This is a genomic window from Micromonospora sp. NPDC000663, from assembly GCF_042898105.1.
Classification (GTDB): Bacteria; Actinomycetota; Actinomycetes; order Mycobacteriales; family Micromonosporaceae; genus Micromonospora.
Genome location: NZ_JBIAYR010000007.1, coordinates 191256 through 208368, shown reverse-complemented (window position 1 = coordinate 208368; position 17113 = coordinate 191256). Strand labels below are relative to the sequence as shown.

Below are 17113 nucleotides of genomic sequence, written 5' to 3'. Positions count from 1 at the left end.
GCCGACCGCGGCGGGGTGGGCCGGTGACCTGTCGCACGCCGCACCTCACCGCGCTGGGCTTCGGCGCCGCGCAGGGTGGCAACCTCTACCGGGCGACGTCCGACGAGGACTTCGCCGCGGCGGTGGACATCGCGTGGAACGGCGGCATCCGGTACTTCGACACGGCGCCGCACTACGGGCTCGGCCTGTCCGAGCGACGCCTGGGGGAGGCTCTGCGCTCCCGACCACGCGACGAGTACGTGGTGTCGACGAAGGTCGGCCGGCTGCTGGTGCCGTCGCCCGAGACCGCGCACCTGCTGGATCCGGAGGGCTTCGCGGTCCCGGCCGACCACCGGCGGGTCTGGGACTTCAGCCGCGACGGCGTACGCCGGTCGTTGGAGGCGAGCCTTCGGCGTACCGGCCTGGACCGGATCGACATCGTGTACCTGCACGACCCGGACGCGCACTGGGAGCAGGCCGCGGACGAGGCGGTGCCGGCGCTGGTGGAGCTGCGGGATCAGGGGGTGATCGGCGCGATCGGCGCTGGGATGAACCAGTCCGCCATGCTCGCCCGGTTCGTGACGGAGACGGACGTCGACGTGGTGATGTGCGCCGGCCGGTTCACCCTGCTGGAGCAGGGCGCGCTTGTCGACCTGCTCCCCGCCGCGCGGGCCCGCCGGGTCGGCGTGGTGATCGCCGGGGTCTACAACTCCGGGCTGCTGGCCCGGGACACCCCGCCGTCCGACGCGGTCTACAACTACCAGCAGGCCCCGCCGGAGGTGATCGAGCAGGCCCGCCGGACAGCGCGGGTGTGCCAGTCGTACGGCGTCACCCTGCCCGAGGCGGCGTTGGCGTTCGTCCGCCGGCATCCGGCAGTGGTCTCGACAGTGGTCGGCATGCGCGACGAGGCGCAGGTGACCGAGACCCTGCGCCGCTCGGCCGCCGAGGTGCCGGATCAGCTCTGGACGGCGCTGTACGAGGAGGGGCTGCTCGACGTGCGGGCGTGAGGGCGGGCGGTCACGGGCCGGCGGCCTCGCCGTTGGTGTCGGCGTCGTCGGGCAGCTCCTGCAACGACTCCTCCACCCCGATCAGGTGGTTGGCCATCCGGGTGCGGGCGCGTTCGGGGTCGCGTGCCACGAGGGCCTTCAGGATCGCCACGTGCTCGTCGTGGGTACGCCGGTCCGCGCCCTCCTCGTGCAGGCTGCGCCAGAGCCGCCCGCGCAGGGTGCGCCCGGCGAACGCCTCGATCAGGCCGACGAGCACCGGATTGTCGGCGTGCACCGCGATGATCCGGTGGAAGGCGATGTCGATTTCCATTATGCGTTCGTGGTCCTGCGGCAACCGGCCGGCGATCCGGGCCGCCTCGTCGAGCAGTTCTCCCGCCTGGGCGAGGGCCTCGTCGGTGATCCTGGTCGCCGCCAATCCTGCGGCCTCGCACTCCAGCAGGCGTCGGACGGTGTGGATGTGCCGCGGGTCGCCCTGGCCCTGGAAGTCCACGACGAAGCCCATCGGCGCCAGCAGCTGCGGTGCGTCCAGGTTGGTGATGTAGGTGCCGTCGCCCTGCCGGATGTTGACGATGCCGAGGATCGACAGGGCCGACATCCCCTCGCGCAACGAGCCCCGTGAGACGCCCAGCGACTCGGCGAGGTCCTTCTCGACGGGCAGCCGATCCCCGGGCTTGAACGTCCCTTCGAGGATCATCCGCTTGATGCCGTTCACCACCTCGTCGGTACGGGACACGACGCGACACCCCCTAACGGCCGGCGGGGGTGGCCGCCCCACCCGCGATGACGTACGGCTCCGGAGATGACACGGTAGCCGGGTCCGCCGCCGCCCAGTAGTGGCCGTCGGGGAACCGGTACAGCGCGATCGACTCCTGACGCATCCGGGTGGAGTAGCCGGGCTGCCCGGGCAGGACGTAACCGCTGCCCGAACCGGTGTCCCGTACGACGCACGGGTCGGTGAAGTGCTCGTGCAGGTGGTCGACGAACTCGGTGACCCGGCCGGTGAGGTCTCCGGAGACCGCGACGTAGTCGAGCACCGAGACGTGCTGGACCATCTCGCACAGGCCGACGCCCCCCGCGTGCGGGCACACGGGGACGCCGAACTTCGCGGCGAGGAGCAGCACGGCGACGATCTCGTTGACGCTGGCCAGCCGGCCGGTGTCCAGCTGGCAGAAGTCGATGGCCCCGGCCTGGAACAGCTGCTTGAACATCACCCGGTTGTGGCAGTGCTCGCCGGTGGCGACGCCGATGGGCGCGACGGCACGGCGGATGGCCGCGTGGCCGAGGATGTCGTCGGGGCTGGTGGGTTCCTCGATCCACAGTGGCTTGAACCGGGCGAGAGCCGTCACCCACTCGATGGCCTGACCTACGTCCCACACCTGGTTGGCGTCGATCATGAGGTGGCGGTCCGGGCCGAGGATCTCCCGGGCGATCGTGCACCGGCGGATGTCGTCGTCGAGGTTGGCGCCCACCTTGAGCTTGACGTACCCGTAGCCGGTGTCCACCGCCTCCTGGCACAGCCGGCGCAGCTTGTCGTCGCCGTAGCCGAGCCAGCCGGCCGAGGTGGTATAGGCGGGGTAACCGGTGCGGCGCAGCTCGGCGAGGCGGTCGGCCTTGGTGCTCTCCTTGGCGCGCAGGATGGCGAGCGCCTCGTCCCGGGTCAGCGCGTCGGACAGGTAACGCAGGTCCGCGATGTCGACGAGCTGCTCGGGGGACATGTCGACGAGCAGGCGCCACAGCGGTTTGGCGGCGAGCCGGGCCACCAGATCCCAGGAGGCGTTCAACACGGCGGCGAGGGACAGGTGCACGACGCCTTTCTCCGGGCCGAGCCAGCGCAGCTGCGAGTCGGAGGTGAGCAGGCGGTAGACCGCCCCCATGTCCGCCGCCATCGTCGTCACGTCCAGGCCGACCAGGCGCCGGGCCTGGTGGACCGCCGCGGCGGCGACGATGTCGTTGCCGCGCCCGATGGTGAAGGTCAGCCCGTGACCGGCGAGCGGCGCACCCGTGCTGTCCAGACCGTCGGTGTGCAGGACGACGTACGCCGCCGAGTAGTCACCGTCCTTGTTCATGGCGTCGGAGCCGTCAGCGGTCAGGGAGGTGGGGAAGCGGACGTCCTCGACGGTGACGGCAGTGATCTGCGGCATGCGCTCCTCGCCCGGCTAACGAAAGATCGGATGATGCCTGGGAGTGTACGGACGCCCGATCAGGGCCGTCAACGATGTCGATCAACGCCTGGGCCCAGACATCCGATGTTTGCCGGGCTCCCTTCCAGCCGGTGGGATGGCTTCCCGGTCAGCCCTGGCGCGGGATGAGGCCCGGTACGCCGTACTGCCGGTCGAGGACCAGCATGGCCGCGCCCGCCGCGATCACGTCCGCGCCCAGGCTGGACAGGGCGACGTCGGTGACCAGCCAGTCCGCGCGGGGCACCTGGGTGTGCACCGCCTCCTCGACCGCCGCGAGGTAGGCGTCCTGGTGCCGCAGGAGGTCGGCGCCCGCCAGCACCACGTGGGCGAGGTCGAGGGTCTGGAGCAGGTTGACCACGCCGACGGCCAGGACGCGGGCGGCCCGCGCGATGTCGCCGGCCTCGGCGGCCCGGTTGTGCACGATCTCCAGACATCCGTGGCGTCCGCACACGCAGCGCGGTCCGTCGAGGTCGACGACCGTGTGGCCGAACTCGCCGGCGTTGGTGTGCGCTCCCCGGTGGGCAGTGCCGCCCAGCCAGAAGCCGCCGCCGATGCCAGACTCGACCATGATGAGGACCGCGTCGCCGAAGGTCCCGCCGCGCCGCCACGCTTCGGCCGTGACCCCTGCGGTGACGTCCTTGTCCAGGTGGACCGGCAGGCCCAGGTGCGCCTGCGCGAGCTTGCGCAGCGGTACGTCGTGCCAGTGCCGCAGGCCGTGGGCGTCGCGGACCAGGCCGTTCTCGTGGTCCAGTGGGCCGATCATGCCGATGCCGACGCCTGTGAGCCGGCCTCGCGGCTCCCAGTCCGCGGTGATCGCGTCGATGCCGGCGCGCAGGGCGTGCAGCAGGTGTTCGGGGGTGAAGTCGCGGGGGAGCGGGCTGACCGCCGAGTGGTGCACCTTGCCGGCCAGGTCGACGAGCACCAGCCGCAGCGTGCGCCGGGCGACGTGGGCGCCGATGGCGTACCGGCTGTCGGGGACCAGCTCGTAGACGACGGCGGGCTTGCCGATGCCCGGACGGCGCACGCCAGCGGACCGGATCAGCCCGTCGGCGGTCAGGCGGGCGATGACCTTGGAAACCGCCTGCGGGGTCAGGCCGGTGGCGGTGACGACTGTCGACCGCTCGAATGTCGGCACGGAACGCCCCACCGCCATGACCAGCGCCTGGTTGTAGCCGCGCAGGAACGTCACGTCGGCTGTGGTGCGCGTCATCCCACCACCCTATTACGCAACGCTGTTGCTAAATTTTCCCGGTGGATGGACTGAGCAGAAATCGACGCCTCGCCGCGGTGGCCGCCCTGGCCCTGGGCGGCGTCGCGGTAGGCCTGACCGAGTTCGTGGCGATGGGCCTGCTGCCCGACATCGCGCGGGGACTGCTCCCGCAGCGGTACGCCCAGTCGCCGTCCGACGCGGTGGCCCGGGCCGGCTGGATGATCACCGCGTACGCGCTAGGCGTGGTCGTGGGCGCTCCGCTGATCGCCGCGCTGAGCGCGCGCCTGCCCCGCAAGAAGCTGGTGCTCGGGCTGCTCGTCCTCTTCGCCGTCGGGACCGTCGCGTCGGCGACCGCCCCGACGTTCGACCTGGTGCTTGTCGCGCGGTTCGTCGCGGCGCTGCCGCACGGCGCGTACTTCGGGGCGGCTGGTCTGCTCGCGGCGGCCCTGCTGGGACCCGGCAACGAGGCCCGTGGCTTCGCCGCCGTGCTCAGCGGGTTGACCGTGAGCAACGTGGTGGGCGTACCCTTGATCACCCGGCTCGGGCAGGAGGCCGGCTGGCGTACCGCGTACCTGGTCATCGCCGGGGTCTTCCTGCTCACCCTGCTGGCGGTCCTCGCGGTCGTCCCGGAGGTCGCCGCGGCGGTGGACAGCTCGCCGGCCGCCGAGCTGCGGGCCCTGCGGACCCGGCAGGTGTGGCTCGTCGCGGCCACCGGGGCTGTCGGGTTCGCCGGCTTCTTCGCGGTCAACACGTACATCGCCCCGGTCACCACCGACGTCGCCGGCCTCGCCGCCGCGACGGTGCCGTGGGCGCTCGTCGCGGTGGGCCTGGGCATGACCGTCGGCAACGCGCTGGGCGGCTGGCTCGCGGACCGGGACCTGCGCCGCAGCATGATCGTCGGCTTCGTCTCGATGATCGTGAGTATCACCGTCTTCGGCCTCGTCGCGTCGAACCCCGTCGGCCTGTTCGTGGGGGCGTTCCTGGTCGGCGCGACGAGTCTCTACCTCGGGCCGGTCCTGCAGGCGCGCCTCATCACCGTCGCCCCGGGAGCCCAGCTCATGGGCGCGGCCATGAACCAGTCGGCGATGAACATCGCGAACAGTCTCGGCGCGGCCCTGGGCAGTGTCGCCATCGCCGCCGGGTTCGGCTACCTCGCACCGGCCTGGGTCGGCGTGCTCCTGGCCGTCCTCGGGTTGGGCCTGGCCGGTGTCAGCGTCACCGTCGAGCGCCGCTCGCGTACCCCCGAGCCGATCGCCGTCGCCAGCTGAACGCCTGCCGTGACGGCAGTCACCGACACGCCCGACACCGAGATGTGGGGTGCGACAACCGCGGCGTCCCTATATATGGTGTCGAGCGCAGCTGGTTCGGCCGCTCATCCGGAGTGGTCGAGGCAAGAGGGAACCCGGTGGGAATCCGGGACTGTCCCGCAGCGGTGAGTGGGAACGACAGCCGTCATCAGCACTGGGCCACCAAACGCCTGGGAAGCGACGGCCGGTAGGAGACCGGCGAGACCGGTCGTGCCCGCGAGTCCGAAGACCTGCCAGCGCGCCGTACGTCCGCACCCGGGCGAACGGCGGTCCGAGGCCGCGTGGGACGGCCGACGCCACATGACCCGCGCCGTGCCGGCGTGGCGTCCGCCGGTGTCTGTCTCCTCGTGTCCGGACCATCAGGTCTCGAACTCCGAGGAGCGAGTGGTGACAGTCACCGAGGTAGTCCCGACCGCCAGCGACACGGCGCCGTGCCGCGCGCAGATGCGGGTCCGCAAGCGCGACGGCAACACCGAACCGGTGGACGTCAACAGGATCGTCCGGGCCGTCGAGCGGTGGTCCGACGACCTCACCGACGTCGACCCGCTGCGGGTCGCGACCCGCACGATCAGCGGCCTGTACGACGGCGCGACGACAGCGGAACTGGACCGGCTCTCCATCCAGACCGCCGCCGAGATGATCGGCGAGGAGCCGCAGTACTCGCGCCTGGCCGCCCGACTGCTGGCCGGGTACGTCGACAAGGAGGTCCGCCGGCAGGGAGTCACCTCGTTCAGCGCTGCCATCCGCACCGGTCACGCCGAGGGCCTGATCGGCGACGACACGGCCGCGTTCGTGGCCGCGCACGCTGCGACGCTCGACGACGCCGTCGACCCGGACGGCGACCGCCGCTTCGAGTACTTCGGCCTGCGCACGGTGTACGACAGGTACCTGCTGCGCCACCCGAGCACCCGGCTGGTGCTGGAGACCCCGCAGTACTGGCTGCTGCGGGTGGCCTGCGGCCTGTCCACCACCCCCGACGAGGCGGTCGGCTTCTACCGGCTGATGTCCAGCCTGGCCTACCTGCCCAGCTCGCCGACGCTGTTCAACTCCGGCACCCGGCACACCCAGATGTCCTCCTGCTACCTGGTCGACTCCCCGCGCGACGAGCTGGATTCGATCTACCAGCGGTACGCCCAGGTCGCCAACCTGTCCAAGTTCGCCGGCGGTATCGGCATCGCGTACTCGCGGGTCCGGTCCCGGGGCGCGCTGATCCGCGGCACCAACGGGCAGTCCAACGGGATCGTGCCGTGGCTGCGTACCCTCGACGCCAGCGTCGCCGCAGTCAACCAGGGCGGCCGGCGCAAGGGCGCGGCCTGCGTCTACCTGGAGCCGTGGCACCCGGACATCGAGGAGTTCCTGCACCTGCGCGACAACACGGGCGAGGACGCCAGGCGCACCCACAACCTGAACCTGGCCAACTGGATCCCGGACGAGTTCATGCGCCGGGTCGAGGCCGACGGGATGTGGTCGCTGTTCGACCCGCACGAGGTGCCCGAGCTGCCCGACCTGTGGGGGGAGCGGTTCGACGTCGCGTACCGGACCGCCGAGGCGCAGGGCCGCTACGTGCGGCAGGTGCCGGCGCGGGAGCTGTACGCGACGATGATGCGTACCCTCGCCCAGACCGGCAACGGGTGGATGACCTTCAAGGACGCCGCGAACCGGCTGTGCAACCAGACCGCCGACGACGGCAACGTGGTGCACCTGTCCAACCTGTGCACCGAGATCATCGAGGTGTCCAGCGACGCCGAGACCGCCGTGTGCAACCTCGGCTCGGTCAACCTCGCCGCCCACCTCGCCGACGGTGACCTCGACTGGGATCGGCTGCGCGCCACGGTACGCACCGCCGTGACCTTCCTCGACCGGGTCATCGACATCAACTACTACCCGACAGCGCAGGCGGCGGCGAGCAACCCGCGCTGGCGCCCCGTCGGGCTCGGACTGATGGGCCTTCAGGACGTGTTCTTCGCCCTGCGGCTGCCGTTCGACTCCGCGGCCGCCCGGGAACTGTCCACCCGGATCAGCGAGGAGCTGTACCTGACCGCGCTGGAAACCTCCGCCGACCTGGCCCGCCGCTTCGGCGCGCACCCGGCGTACGCCCAGACCCGCGCCGCGCGCGGGCAGTTGCAGCCCGACCCGTGGGGCGTCGAGGGTACGCAGACCGCGCGTTGGGCCGCGCTTCGCGAGCGGGTCGAGGCGTACGGGCTGCGCAACTCGCTGCTGGTGGCGGTCGCCCCGACGGCGACCATCGCGTCGATCGCCGGCTGCTACGAGTGCATCGAGCCGCAGGTGTCCAACCTGTTCAAGCGCGAGACCCTGTCGGGGGAGTTCCTCCAGGTCAACACCGCCCTGGTCCGCGAGCTGAAGGCCCGTGGCCTGTGGACCGAACCGATCCGCTCGGCGATCAAGCGCGCCGAGGGCTCGGTGCAGGACATCGCCGAACTGCCGGCCGGCGTCCGGGAGCTGTTCCGCACCGCCTGGGAGCTGCCGCAGCGGGCGTTGATCGACCTCGCCGCCGCCCGGGCCCCGTTCATCGACCAGTCGCAGTCGCTGAACCTGTTCCTGGCCTCGCCGACCATCGGCAAGCTCTCCTCGATGTACCTGTACGCCTGGAAGGCCGGCCTGAAGACCACGTACTACCTGCGATCGCGCCCGGCCACGAGGATCCAGCAGGCGACAGTGGCCGTCGTCGCGCCCGCCGCGTCCGTGGCTGTCGGTGCTGTCGGTGCTGTCGACGCCGAGGCGCTGGCCTGCTCGCTGGAGAACCCCGAGTCGTGCGAGGCCTGCCAGTGACCGCCGCCGACGTCACCACCGACCCCGGCACCACCGACACGAGGACCACGCACATGCTGCTCGACCCCGGGATGGATCTCACCCTGCGCCCGATGCGCTACCCGCACTTCTTCGACAGGTTCCGCGACGCCATCCGCAACACCTGGACCGTCGAGGAGGTCGACCTGCACGCCGACCTCGCCGACCTGGACAGGCTCTCACCTGCCGAGCGGCACCTGGTGAGCCGTCTGGTGGCGTTCTTCGCCACCGGCGACACGATCGTCGCCAACAACCTGGTGCTCAACCTCTATCAGCACGTCAACAGCCCCGAGGGTCGGCTCTACCTGTCCCGGCAACTGTTCGAGGAGGCGGTGCACGTCCAGTTCTACCTGAACCTGCTCGACACGTACGTGCCCGACGAGACCGAGCGGTTCGCGGCCTTCTCGGCCATCGAGAACATCCCCTCCATCCGCCGCAAGGCCGAGTTCTGCTTCCGGTGGATCAACTCCCTGCACGATCTGCGCGAGCTGCGGACCCGTGAGGACCGACGGACGTTCCTGCTCAACCTGATCTGCTTCGCCGCCTGCATAGAGGGGCTGTTCTTCTACGGCGCGTTCGCGTACGTCTACTTCCTGCGCTCCCGGGGCCTGCTGCACGGGCTGGCCTCGGGCACCAACTGGGTGTTCCGCGACGAGTCCATGCACATGGCCTTCGCGTTCGACGTCGTCGACACCGTACGCGCCGAGGAACCCGACCTGTTCGACGACGACCTCGCAGACCAGGTCCGTGAGATGCTCACCGAGGCCGTCGAGTGCGAGGTCCAGTTCGCCGAGGACCTGGTCGGCCAGGGCGTACCCGGTCTGACGCTCACCGACATGCGGGAGTACCTCCAGCACGTCGCCGACCGCCGCCTCGCCCAGCTCGGCATCGACGCGCACTACGGCTCGGCCAACCCGTTCGCCTTCATGGAGTTGCAGGACGTTCAGGAACTGTCGAACTTCTTCGAGCGGCGGGTGTCCGCGTACCAGGTGGGGGTGACCGGCGCGGTGGCCTTCGACGACGATTTCTGAGGGGCGGCGCAGGGGCGGGGAGGGGTTGTGGCGGTGGTCAACCTGGCCGTCGCCGCGGTGCTCCTGGTCAGGAGTCGCGGCGGCACCGCGCTGCCCACGATCCTCGGGCGTCCGCAGCCCTCCCCGCGCCTTCGGGCCGCGATGCACGCCTGTCTGGGGCTCCGCATCGGCGTCGGCTGGCTCGTCAAGGACGCCTTCCCGCCCCACTCCACGGGCGACAGCCGGCGGTCACTCCCGCACGGGCGGGCGGGCACCCGGCTCTTCCGCCCGCTGAGTGTGGAGCACGCGAAGCGAGTCGAGTGCCACGGCGGTGAGTACGCCGCGGCCGACACCGGCGCGGCCCAGCAACTCCATCCCTCGGGTGACGGCCACGAAGTAGACGGCCAGCGATTGCACATTCGCGTCGTGCGGAATGTCCCCGTACTCCCGCGCATGCTCCAGGCACTGGGCATAGACTCCCGCGAGCTGTTCGATACCGGCCTTCGTGGCCGTCGAGAGCGGATCCTCCGCACCTGTCGATTCGACAAGCGCACGCGTGGTGAGCGAGACCCGCCGATCACTGCTACTGAACTCGATCGCCATCCGGAGCAGGTGACCCCTGATTCGTTCCAGTGGCGAGGCGTCGTCGTGGCCGAGTGCCTCCGAGACAGCGCGCGTCGCCTCCTCCCGGTCTTCCGAGAGTGCCCGGAGAAACAATTCCCGCTTCCCGCCGAACGCGTTGTACAAGCTCTGCTTCCCCAGGCCTGTCGCCCGCACCAGGTCGTCAAGTGTCGCAGCGGCGAGGCCGTGCACGGCGAACACCTCACTGGCGCTGCTGACGACATCACTCTCGCGAAACTTGCGGGGACGAGGCACGTGGGCGAGCTTACATTATTGACCATACGGTCAAAAACTTGCTAGCGTGCAGGGAGCGCGCATCAGTGGGACCGCGTCGGAGTTTCCTGTAGCAACACCGAGCACCGAGGAGAGTGGCCGTGGAGACCAACGAAGAGGTTGTTCGCGAGGCGTACCGGCTGGCGGAGGGAAGCGTCCTCGACGGACCTGGCTTTCGCGCCCTGTTCACCGAGGACGGAACGTTCAACGACGTGCCCAATTCGCTGACGTTCCGCGGAGACGATATTCCGCAGGCACTGACGGGCTTCGCCAGCATTTTCCCCGACATCCACCGGGAGTTGATCGAGATGCGTGCGCTCGGGGATGTCGTCGCGGTCGAACTACGAATTCAGGCAACACACCTCGGTGCGTTCCCGACTCCGATCGGCGACATCCGTCCGACCGGTAACCGTATCGACATGCCGGCGGCGGACCTCTGGTATCTCCGGGATGGAAAAATCGAGAGGTTCAACTGTTACAACGCGACGAACGTGATGCTCGCCCAAATCGGTGCCGGCCCCGACTTCACTTCGGCGGTCGAGGCCGCCAAGGCAGCTGCCACAGCTGCGTAGCTGCTCGGCGGATGCCGCAAGCCGAGCTGCCGGTAGAGAACGTCAGGTGGAGAGAACGCGCTCAGTCCGGCATGCCGGCGCACGCCGTCCCGTCGATGGTGCAGGCCGTGGGGGAGGCGCCGACCGTGGCGCCGTTCACCCGGAACGTCACACGCACCGACGCGCCGGCGGGCACCTTCCCCACGCTGCCGTCGGGCACGAACGTCCACACCGCACCGTCCTGCACGGCCCGCGCGCCCTCGACCTGACTGACCCGCAGTGACTCACGGGGCAGGGTGACGGCGAGCGTCCACTGCGGCACCGGCACCCGGCCGGGATTGCTGATCGTCACGCTGGCGCCGTAACTGAGCAGCGCGGTGTCCGCGATGGCGAACTCCGCGCCCAGGGCGGCGGGCGTCGGCGCCGTCGTCCCGGCCGACGGCGTCGGCGCGCCGGTGGGGGGGCCTGCGGAGGGCGGCGCGGCCGGGCTGCCCGACGGCGACGCGGGCGCGGTCGTGGCCGCCGGGATGGCGTGCGCCCGGGGTGTACCTGCCGACGGCGTCCCGACCTGGTCGACCGACGGCGGCGGGTTGAGGGTCACCGGCGCCAGCTTCTCCGGCGTACGCAGCACCACGACAACGGACACCGTCGTCGCGACCAGCACCCCGACCGCCGAGACCACCGCGACCCAGGTGGCCCGCGAGACGTCGCTCCGACCGGTGAGCACCCGCCGTGTGGCCGAGGCGACCGCCACGACCCGGTCCAGCAGAATGATCGCCACGGTACGACGTGGCTGTGGCGGTGGTGCCGGCACTGCCTTTCTCCCCCTCACATCGTCACCGGGCGCGCGGCCCGCGGTCCGTCCGGTCGCTCACAGAGCGCGGAGCCCGACGAGTATCGACTCGAGCAGCTCCGCGGACGGCAGCTCCGACAGCGTCGGCGGTTCGTGCGTCTCGATCAGGCCGGCCGTGAGCAGGTCACCGAGGAGCACCCGGACGGTGCCCAACGGCAGGTCCAGTTCGGCGCCGACCTCGGCAACCGACACTGGATGGTGACACAACTCCACGATCCTCGCCTGTTCGGGGAAGAGCGGTGTCCGCGGGGTGGCCGCTCGCCTGGCGACGACAAGCGAGATGAGGTCGAACTGGCCGCGCTCGGGCGCCGTACGCCCACCGGTCATGGTGTAGGGCCGCGCCACCGGCCCGGCGTCGTCGTCGTACCACGCCTCGTCAGCGGAGTCGTTGGTGGACACCAGCGTCCCCGCTCCGTACCGAGGAGGCCGGTTCCAGGCTGACCGGCAGATGCCGTTCGGCCTGGCCGACGAAGAGCGCCACCTCGTACGCCATGTCGCCGACCTCGGCGTCGTCCCCGGCGATCCGCACCGTCAGGATGGTCCCGTTGCGGATGGTGGCGACGAACAGGAACGCCCGCGACATCTGCACCACGATCTGACGCAGCCCACCCGCGTCGCAGGTGCGGGTGGCGGCCAGCCCCAACGCCAGCAGGCCGGCGACGACTCCGGAGATCTGCTCGGCCAGCTTCGCGCCCACGTGGCGGGAACCTCCCAGGGGTAGACCGTCCGGGGAGAGCACCACGGCGAACTCCGCGCCGTGGACCCGGTCGACCAGCCGGTCCAGGGCACCGGTCAGGCTGTCCCCGGTCGCCACTGCGTGCGTCATCGATGTCTCCTTGTTGCTCTCGCGACCGGCAACTCGACGGTGTCGGGGCCGGCGCTGCCGGGGTTGGGCCCGATCGGCCCGGGTTGACGGATCCGCATCGGCAGGTCCCCGTCCAGGTCCAACCCGCCGCGCGGGTGCCCGGCGCCGAGATGCCGCGGCACCGACCCGTCGCCGGTGGCGCGCACCGTGACCAGACCGTTGGGCAGGAGGACCACCGCTGCCGTACCGCCGCGCTGGCTGCGCCGCAGCGACACGTGCGCGCCGCAGCGGGCGGCCAGCACGGCGGCCGTGTACAGGCCCGCCGGACCGGTGGGCGGGTCGCCCGACGGCGGGTTGCCGAGCAGGTGGTTCGCGTCGGCCAGCGCGTCCGCGTCGAGGCCTGGCCCGTCGTCGACGACCAGGACGGCGCAGCCCTGCGGCCACTGCTCACCGGCGATCCGGACCGTGGTGTCCTGCGGTGAGTGGGACAGGGCGTTCTCGACCAGTTCGGCGAGCAGGTGCACGACGTCGGTGACGGCCGGGCCGGAGAGGGACCACGGCCAGTGCGGCGCGATGAGGACCCGGTGGTAGTCGGCCACCTCGGCGACCGCGCCCCGCGCGACGTCGAGCAGCGGCACCGGCCGCCGCCAGCGCCGGGCCGGCGTCGCGCCGGCCAGGGCGATCACCGTCTCCACGTTGCGGCGGACCCGGGTGGTGAGATGGTCGAGCTGGAACAGTTCGTCGGTCTCCTCGGCGGACCGCTCCCTCCGCTGCAGGGTGTCCAGCAGGTTGAGCTGGTCACGCAGCAGCGCCTGGTTGCGGCGGGTCAACCGCAGCACCAGTTCCCGGGCGGCGGCGCCGTCGGGGGCCGGCGCCTCGGGAGCCGGCGCGTGGTCGATCGGCGCCGGAGGTGGCGCCGCCGAGTCGGCGGGGGAGTGGGCCAGTCCTTCGGTTAGTCGCCGCAGCAGGCCGACCCAGCTCAGCAGGACCGCGAGCACCGCGATGAGCCCGAGGCCCAGCACCGCGCCGGTACGGGCGACGAGCACCGCGGCGCCAGGCGTGGCCCGCTCCACACTGTCCCGGGCCGACGCGGTCACCAGCTCGTGCAGGGCGACGAGGACGCCGTCGGCCGCCTCCCGCCAGCCCGCCCTGGTGATCCCGTCCACGAGGGTGGCGGTGTCCGTCCGCGACAGCGCCTCCTCCAGGGCTAGCAGGTTGGTGAAGGGCGGCCCGACCGCCAGCCGCTGCTGCTGCGCCGGCAGAGCGGCGACCGCCTCACCGAGCGCGTACCGCTGGTTGTTCACAAGCGCGACAAGTCCACGCCGCTCGTCGCGGTCGAACCGTCCACCGGCCAACGCGGCGCTGACAAGCGTGTCCTCGCGGGCGAGCAGTTCACGGGCCCGCGCCAGCGCGATCACCGTACGGGTGTCGGCGGCCAGGCCGCTCTCGTACGCGCCCCACTCCGGGCCGTACACGGCGAAGGCGGCGTCGACGAGCTGGTCGTACCCGTCGACGGCCCCGGAGCGGTCGAGCCGCCCGGCGTCCACCTGGGAACGGATGGTGCCCAGGCCGTTCAGTCGCCGGATGAGCTGGTCGGCCCGATCCCGTACGGCGCCTGCGGTGAGCAGTCGAAGGTCGTTGCCCTCGGCGAAGGCGCGAACCTCGGCCGCCGCCCGGTCGGTCCCTCCACGTGCCGCCGCCAGCGCGGGATCCGCCGACCCGGCCGCGGCGATCGTCTCGACGGTCAACCGGCGCTCGGTCTGCAGACCCAGGACCAGCCGGTCGATGGGCTGGCCCAGCGTCTCGGCGAGTGCCCGGACCCGCAGCAGGTCGACCGCGTCCTGACCGGTCAGGTAGGCCGCGTACGACCACAGCGTGAGCAGCACGGCCGCCAGCGCGACGAGTCTGGCCCGGATCCCTGGTCGGGTCATCGGGTCGACCGCCGTGGCCACGGCTGTCCGGCGGTGGTGCTGGCCCGGTCGGCGACGACGGTCCGCAGCAGCGCGAGGAGTTCGGCGCGGTTGGCGCAGTTGAGCCTGCTGCGCATCCGGGCCACGTGGTGCTCGACGGTCTTGGCCGAGATGAAGAGCCGGTCGCCGATCTCCCGGTAGGTCAGCCCGGCCAGGACCAGCTCGGCCACCTCGTACTCGCGGTCGCTGAGCCCCGGCCGGGTGGGGCCGGCGATGGCGTCGGCGACCTGCGCGGCGTCCTCGCCGGTAGCCGGCCGCTGCCCGCCGTCGACGCCGGCCGGGCGGCCCTGCAACGCCCGCGCGCATTCGAGCAGCGTCGTCATGGCCCTGCGGTCGGCGGTACGGATCGCGGCCTGCCCGGCCAGCCGGGCGCCGTCCCACCACAGGCCTGTGTCGTGCAGCCCGCGGGCCGCGGCCTCCACACGCACCGGGTCGACCGCGCCCCGCAGCACCTCCACCCAACTCTCCGCCGCCGCGGCGACGACCGCGGCGTACCGGCTGTGGCCGGCGGCGGCGAGCAGCGCGGCGACCCGGTCGTCGGCGACCGCCGGCTCGTCGGCCAGGATCGCCGCGTGCAGGCCGCTCCAGTGCAGCGGGACGCTCCACAGTGGTGGATCGCCCAGCCTGTTGAGCAGGTTTCGGCCCTCGCGCAGGTACGGCTCCAGGCGGGCCAGGTCGCCGAGGCGGGCGCCCGCGATGGCGAGTTCACCCAACGGCAGCAACGTGAACAGGTCCACGGGGTGCCGCACCACCGCCTCCAGGGCCTGCTCCCATCCGCCCTTGAGCGCTCCGAGGTCGCTGTTGCGCCTGGCGATGCCCATCCGCAGCGCGGCGGCGAAGAGCAGATCGCGGGATTCCAGCGGGCGCCCGTCGGCGGTGGTGGCGGCGAGACGGTCCGCGGCGGCGGCCGTCTGACCCCGGACCATCAGGATCCAGGCCTGCAACAGGCGGTGCCGGCGGGTCATCAACGGGCCGCCGACACCGGCCGCCAGCGCCCGGTGCAGCACCCGTTCGGCGATCTCCAGCTCACCGCAGTGCACGGCGGTCAGGGCGGCCAGCGCCGCCGGGCTGTCCGGCAGGAGCGCCGCCCGGCCGTCCGGCTCCAGCAGGGCCGCGGCCTGCACGAGCGCGGAGAGGGCGGCGGTCGGTGGGCCGGTGACGCTCTCGCGTACCCCGTCGGCCATCAGCCGGGCCGCGCTGGCCCGCAACGTGGGTGGCTCGCCGGCCGGGTCGCCCGCCGGCGCCTCGCCGGCGGCGGCCAGGTCACCGCCGGCCAGCCCGCCGACGGTGGCGAACGCGACCGACGAGGCGCTGCCCGACCACCGGTACAGCTCCACGCTGCGACCGACGTGCCCCCGGTGCGCCAGGGCGGTCGCAGCCACCACTGCCGCCTCGGCGCGTTCGGCCGGCGGGGCGGTGGCCAGCAGCCGGTCCGCCAGTCGCAGCGCGTCGTCGAGGTCGCCGGCGAGGGCCGTGGCGAGCGCCTGCTTGGCGCTCGCCGGCGCGCCGGCGGCCGTGGCCGCCGCGAACAGGTCGGCGGCGAACGCCGGCTCGTCGGCGAGCGCCTCCGTGGCGGCGGCCGTCAGGGTCGTGGCCGGGCAGTCGGCGAGCGCGCCCACCGCCCGCAGGGAACGGACCAGCGGCAGGACCGCGCCGCCGCGGGCCAGTTGCAACTCGGTGAGCCGGCGCCACACGGCGGCGCGGTCGGTGGCCGGGCTGAGCGCCGTGACGACCCGCCGGACGATCGGCGCGAGCCGGCCGTCGGCGCCGATCAACCCCGCCGCCCGGGTCGCGGCGATCAGCTCGTCCACGGCCTCCGGTTCCTTGTCGAGCAGAGCGCCGAGCATGCTCACCGGCAGGGGAACGCCCGCCGCGACCGCGAGCAGCAGACGCCGCACGGCGGTGGGCTGCGCCTCCAGATCCGGCCCGAACTCCAGCACGACCGACCGGGGTGCCTCCACCGGGGTGCCGGCCGGGGCGTCCGCGCCGACCAGACCACGGGCCATCCGCTCCACGTCCCGGGGCACCCCGGCGGTCTGCGTGTGCACGAAGTCGGCCAGGTCGCTGCGCCCGCCCAGCTCGGGCACGGCGGCGAGGTAGGCCGCGGTCAGCTCCCGGGTGAACGGGCCGAGCAGCACCGCCTGCCCGTCCCGTCGCAGGACGTCCGCCAGGTCGGTGAGCGCCGCCGACCGGGGCCACGGGCGGTACGCCACCACGAGCCGGTGCCGGCGGCCGGCCACCAGGCGCAGCAGCACGCCCAGGCGCGCGTCGTCGAGCAGGTGCGCGTCGTCGACGAGCACCAGCGCGTCCGGGTCGACGGTCTCGCCCGGCTGGGGGGCGCCGGTGCGGACGGCGAACCCGGCCTGCCGCCGCGTGCGGGCCACCTGGGCGAGCAGGGCGGTCTTGCCGTGCCCGCCCGGCCCGCTCACCCCGACGACGAGCGGACCCCGGGGGTCTCGCCCGACCAGGTCCAGAAGGGAATCCGCCCCCCTGCCCAGCAGCAGTCGGGACTCGGCGACGTCATTCATGATCATTGTGG

Annotated in this window: 14 protein-coding genes and 1 riboswitch; of the genes, 5 read left to right on the top strand and 9 right to left on the bottom strand. The window is 72.2% G+C overall.

Features of this window, described 5'->3' with window-relative positions:
• The first annotated feature begins 23 nt into the window (after positions 1–23).
• Positions 24–986, top strand: a complete 963-nt coding sequence (locus ACFY1S_RS23290; protein WP_387121671.1) for an aldo/keto reductase — start codon at positions 24–26, stop codon at positions 984–986.
• Positions 987–996: 10 nt separating this feature from the next.
• On the opposite strand, the gene ACFY1S_RS23285 is transcribed toward ACFY1S_RS23290, so the two are convergent.
• The 3 genes from ACFY1S_RS23285 to ACFY1S_RS23275 form a co-directional block, all read right to left on the bottom strand.
• Positions 997–1719 carry a FadR/GntR family transcriptional regulator gene (locus ACFY1S_RS23285; RefSeq protein ID WP_364376677.1) on the bottom strand — a complete coding sequence of 241 codons (723 nt, stop codon included), beginning with the start codon at positions 1717–1719 and terminating at the stop codon, positions 997–999.
• Between the two features lie 13 nt (positions 1720–1732).
• Positions 1733–3127 carry an L-fuconate dehydratase gene (locus ACFY1S_RS23280; RefSeq protein ID WP_387121668.1) on the bottom strand — a complete coding sequence of 465 codons (1395 nt, stop codon included), beginning with the start codon at positions 3125–3127 and terminating at the stop codon, positions 1733–1735.
• A gap of 148 nt (positions 3128–3275) precedes the next feature.
• Positions 3276–4376 carry an ROK family protein gene (locus ACFY1S_RS23275; protein WP_387121666.1) on the bottom strand — a complete coding sequence of 367 codons (1101 nt, stop codon included), beginning with the start codon at positions 4374–4376 and terminating at the stop codon, positions 3276–3278.
• Positions 4377–4417: 41 nt separating this feature from the next.
• On the opposite strand from ACFY1S_RS23275, the gene ACFY1S_RS23270 reads away from it, so the two are divergent.
• The 3 genes from ACFY1S_RS23270 (at position 4418) to ACFY1S_RS23260 (ending at position 9522) form a co-directional block, all read left to right on the top strand.
• A complete protein-coding gene (locus ACFY1S_RS23270; protein ID WP_387121663.1) occupies positions 4418–5644 on the top strand; it encodes an MFS transporter in 1227 nt (408 codons plus the stop codon).
• 75 nt (positions 5645–5719) lie between these two features.
• Positions 5720–5936, top strand: a riboswitch (cobalamin riboswitch).
• Between the two features lie 191 nt (positions 5937–6127).
• Entirely contained in the window at positions 6128–8473 is a 2346-nt protein-coding gene (locus tag ACFY1S_RS23265; protein WP_387121723.1) for a ribonucleoside-diphosphate reductase subunit alpha, read from the top strand.
• 53 nt (positions 8474–8526) lie between these two features.
• Positions 8527–9522: a ribonucleotide-diphosphate reductase subunit beta gene (locus tag ACFY1S_RS23260; protein WP_387121720.1), complete on the top strand. Its 996-nt coding sequence runs from the start codon at positions 8527–8529 to the stop codon at positions 9520–9522.
• A 228-nt stretch (positions 9523–9750) separates the two neighbouring features.
• On the opposite strand, the gene ACFY1S_RS23255 is transcribed toward ACFY1S_RS23260, so the two are convergent.
• Positions 9751–10377 (bottom strand): TetR/AcrR family transcriptional regulator, encoded by a 627-nt coding sequence (locus ACFY1S_RS23255; protein ID WP_387121660.1) that lies wholly within the window; start codon positions 10375–10377, stop codon positions 9751–9753.
• 119 nt (positions 10378–10496) lie between these two features.
• Between ACFY1S_RS23255 and ACFY1S_RS23250 the strand changes: the two genes are divergently transcribed.
• Positions 10497–10967: a nuclear transport factor 2 family protein gene (locus ACFY1S_RS23250; protein WP_387121657.1), complete on the top strand. Its 471-nt coding sequence runs from the start codon at positions 10497–10499 to the stop codon at positions 10965–10967.
• A gap of 61 nt (positions 10968–11028) precedes the next feature.
• Here the strand turns inward: ACFY1S_RS23250 and ACFY1S_RS23245 are convergent, their stop codons facing one another.
• The 5 genes from ACFY1S_RS23245 to ACFY1S_RS23225 all read right to left on the bottom strand — a co-directional run bounded on the left by ACFY1S_RS23245 (position 11029) and on the right by ACFY1S_RS23225 (position 17108).
• On the bottom strand, positions 11029–11727 hold the full coding sequence (locus tag ACFY1S_RS23245) for a cellulose binding domain-containing protein (protein ID WP_387121654.1): 699 nt from the start codon (positions 11725–11727) through the stop codon (positions 11029–11031).
• Positions 11728–11817: 90 nt separating this feature from the next.
• Complete coding sequence (locus ACFY1S_RS23240) at positions 11818–12201, bottom strand: DUF742 domain-containing protein (RefSeq protein WP_387121717.1); 384 nt, start codon at positions 12199–12201, stop codon at positions 11818–11820.
• Complete coding sequence (locus ACFY1S_RS23235; RefSeq protein WP_364376650.1) at positions 12176–12625, bottom strand: roadblock/LC7 domain-containing protein; 450 nt, start codon at positions 12623–12625, stop codon at positions 12176–12178. The genes ACFY1S_RS23240 and ACFY1S_RS23235 overlap by 26 nt, the downstream gene beginning before the upstream one ends.
• Positions 12622–14535 carry a nitrate- and nitrite sensing domain-containing protein gene (locus tag ACFY1S_RS23230; RefSeq protein ID WP_387121651.1) on the bottom strand — a complete coding sequence of 638 codons (1914 nt, stop codon included), beginning with the start codon at positions 14533–14535 and terminating at the stop codon, positions 12622–12624. Before ACFY1S_RS23230 ends, ACFY1S_RS23235 begins: the two co-directional genes overlap by 4 nt.
• Positions 14532–17108, bottom strand: a complete 2577-nt coding sequence (locus ACFY1S_RS23225) for a LuxR C-terminal-related transcriptional regulator (protein ID WP_387121648.1) — start codon at positions 17106–17108, stop codon at positions 14532–14534. The genes ACFY1S_RS23230 and ACFY1S_RS23225 overlap by 4 nt, the downstream gene beginning before the upstream one ends.
• Between the last annotated feature and the right edge of the window lie 5 nt (positions 17109–17113).

Bases quoted from the DNA above. Each gene is read 5' to 3' on its own strand.
- ACFY1S_RS23280 (WP_387121668.1), bottom strand. From the start codon at position 3,127: ATGCCGCAGATCACTGCCGTCACCGTCGAGGACGTCCGCTTCCCCACC.
- ACFY1S_RS23275 (WP_387121666.1), bottom strand. From the start codon at position 4,376: ATGACGCGCACCACAGCCGACGTGACGTTCCTGCGCGGCTACAACCAG.
- ACFY1S_RS23265 (WP_387121723.1), top strand. From the start codon at position 6,128: ATGCGGGTCCGCAAGCGCGACGGCAACACCGAACCGGTGGACGTCAAC.
- ACFY1S_RS23260 (WP_387121720.1), top strand. From the start codon at position 8,527: ATGCTGCTCGACCCCGGGATGGATCTCACCCTGCGCCCGATGCGCTAC.
- ACFY1S_RS23235 (WP_364376650.1), bottom strand. From the start codon at position 12,625: ATGACGCACGCAGTGGCGACCGGGGACAGCCTGACCGGTGCCCTGGAC.
- ACFY1S_RS23230 (WP_387121651.1), bottom strand. From the start codon at position 14,535: ATGACCCGACCAGGGATCCGGGCCAGACTCGTCGCGCTGGCGGCCGTG.
- ACFY1S_RS23225 (WP_387121648.1), bottom strand. From the start codon at position 17,108: ATGATCATGAATGACGTCGCCGAGTCCCGACTGCTGCTGGGCAGGGGG.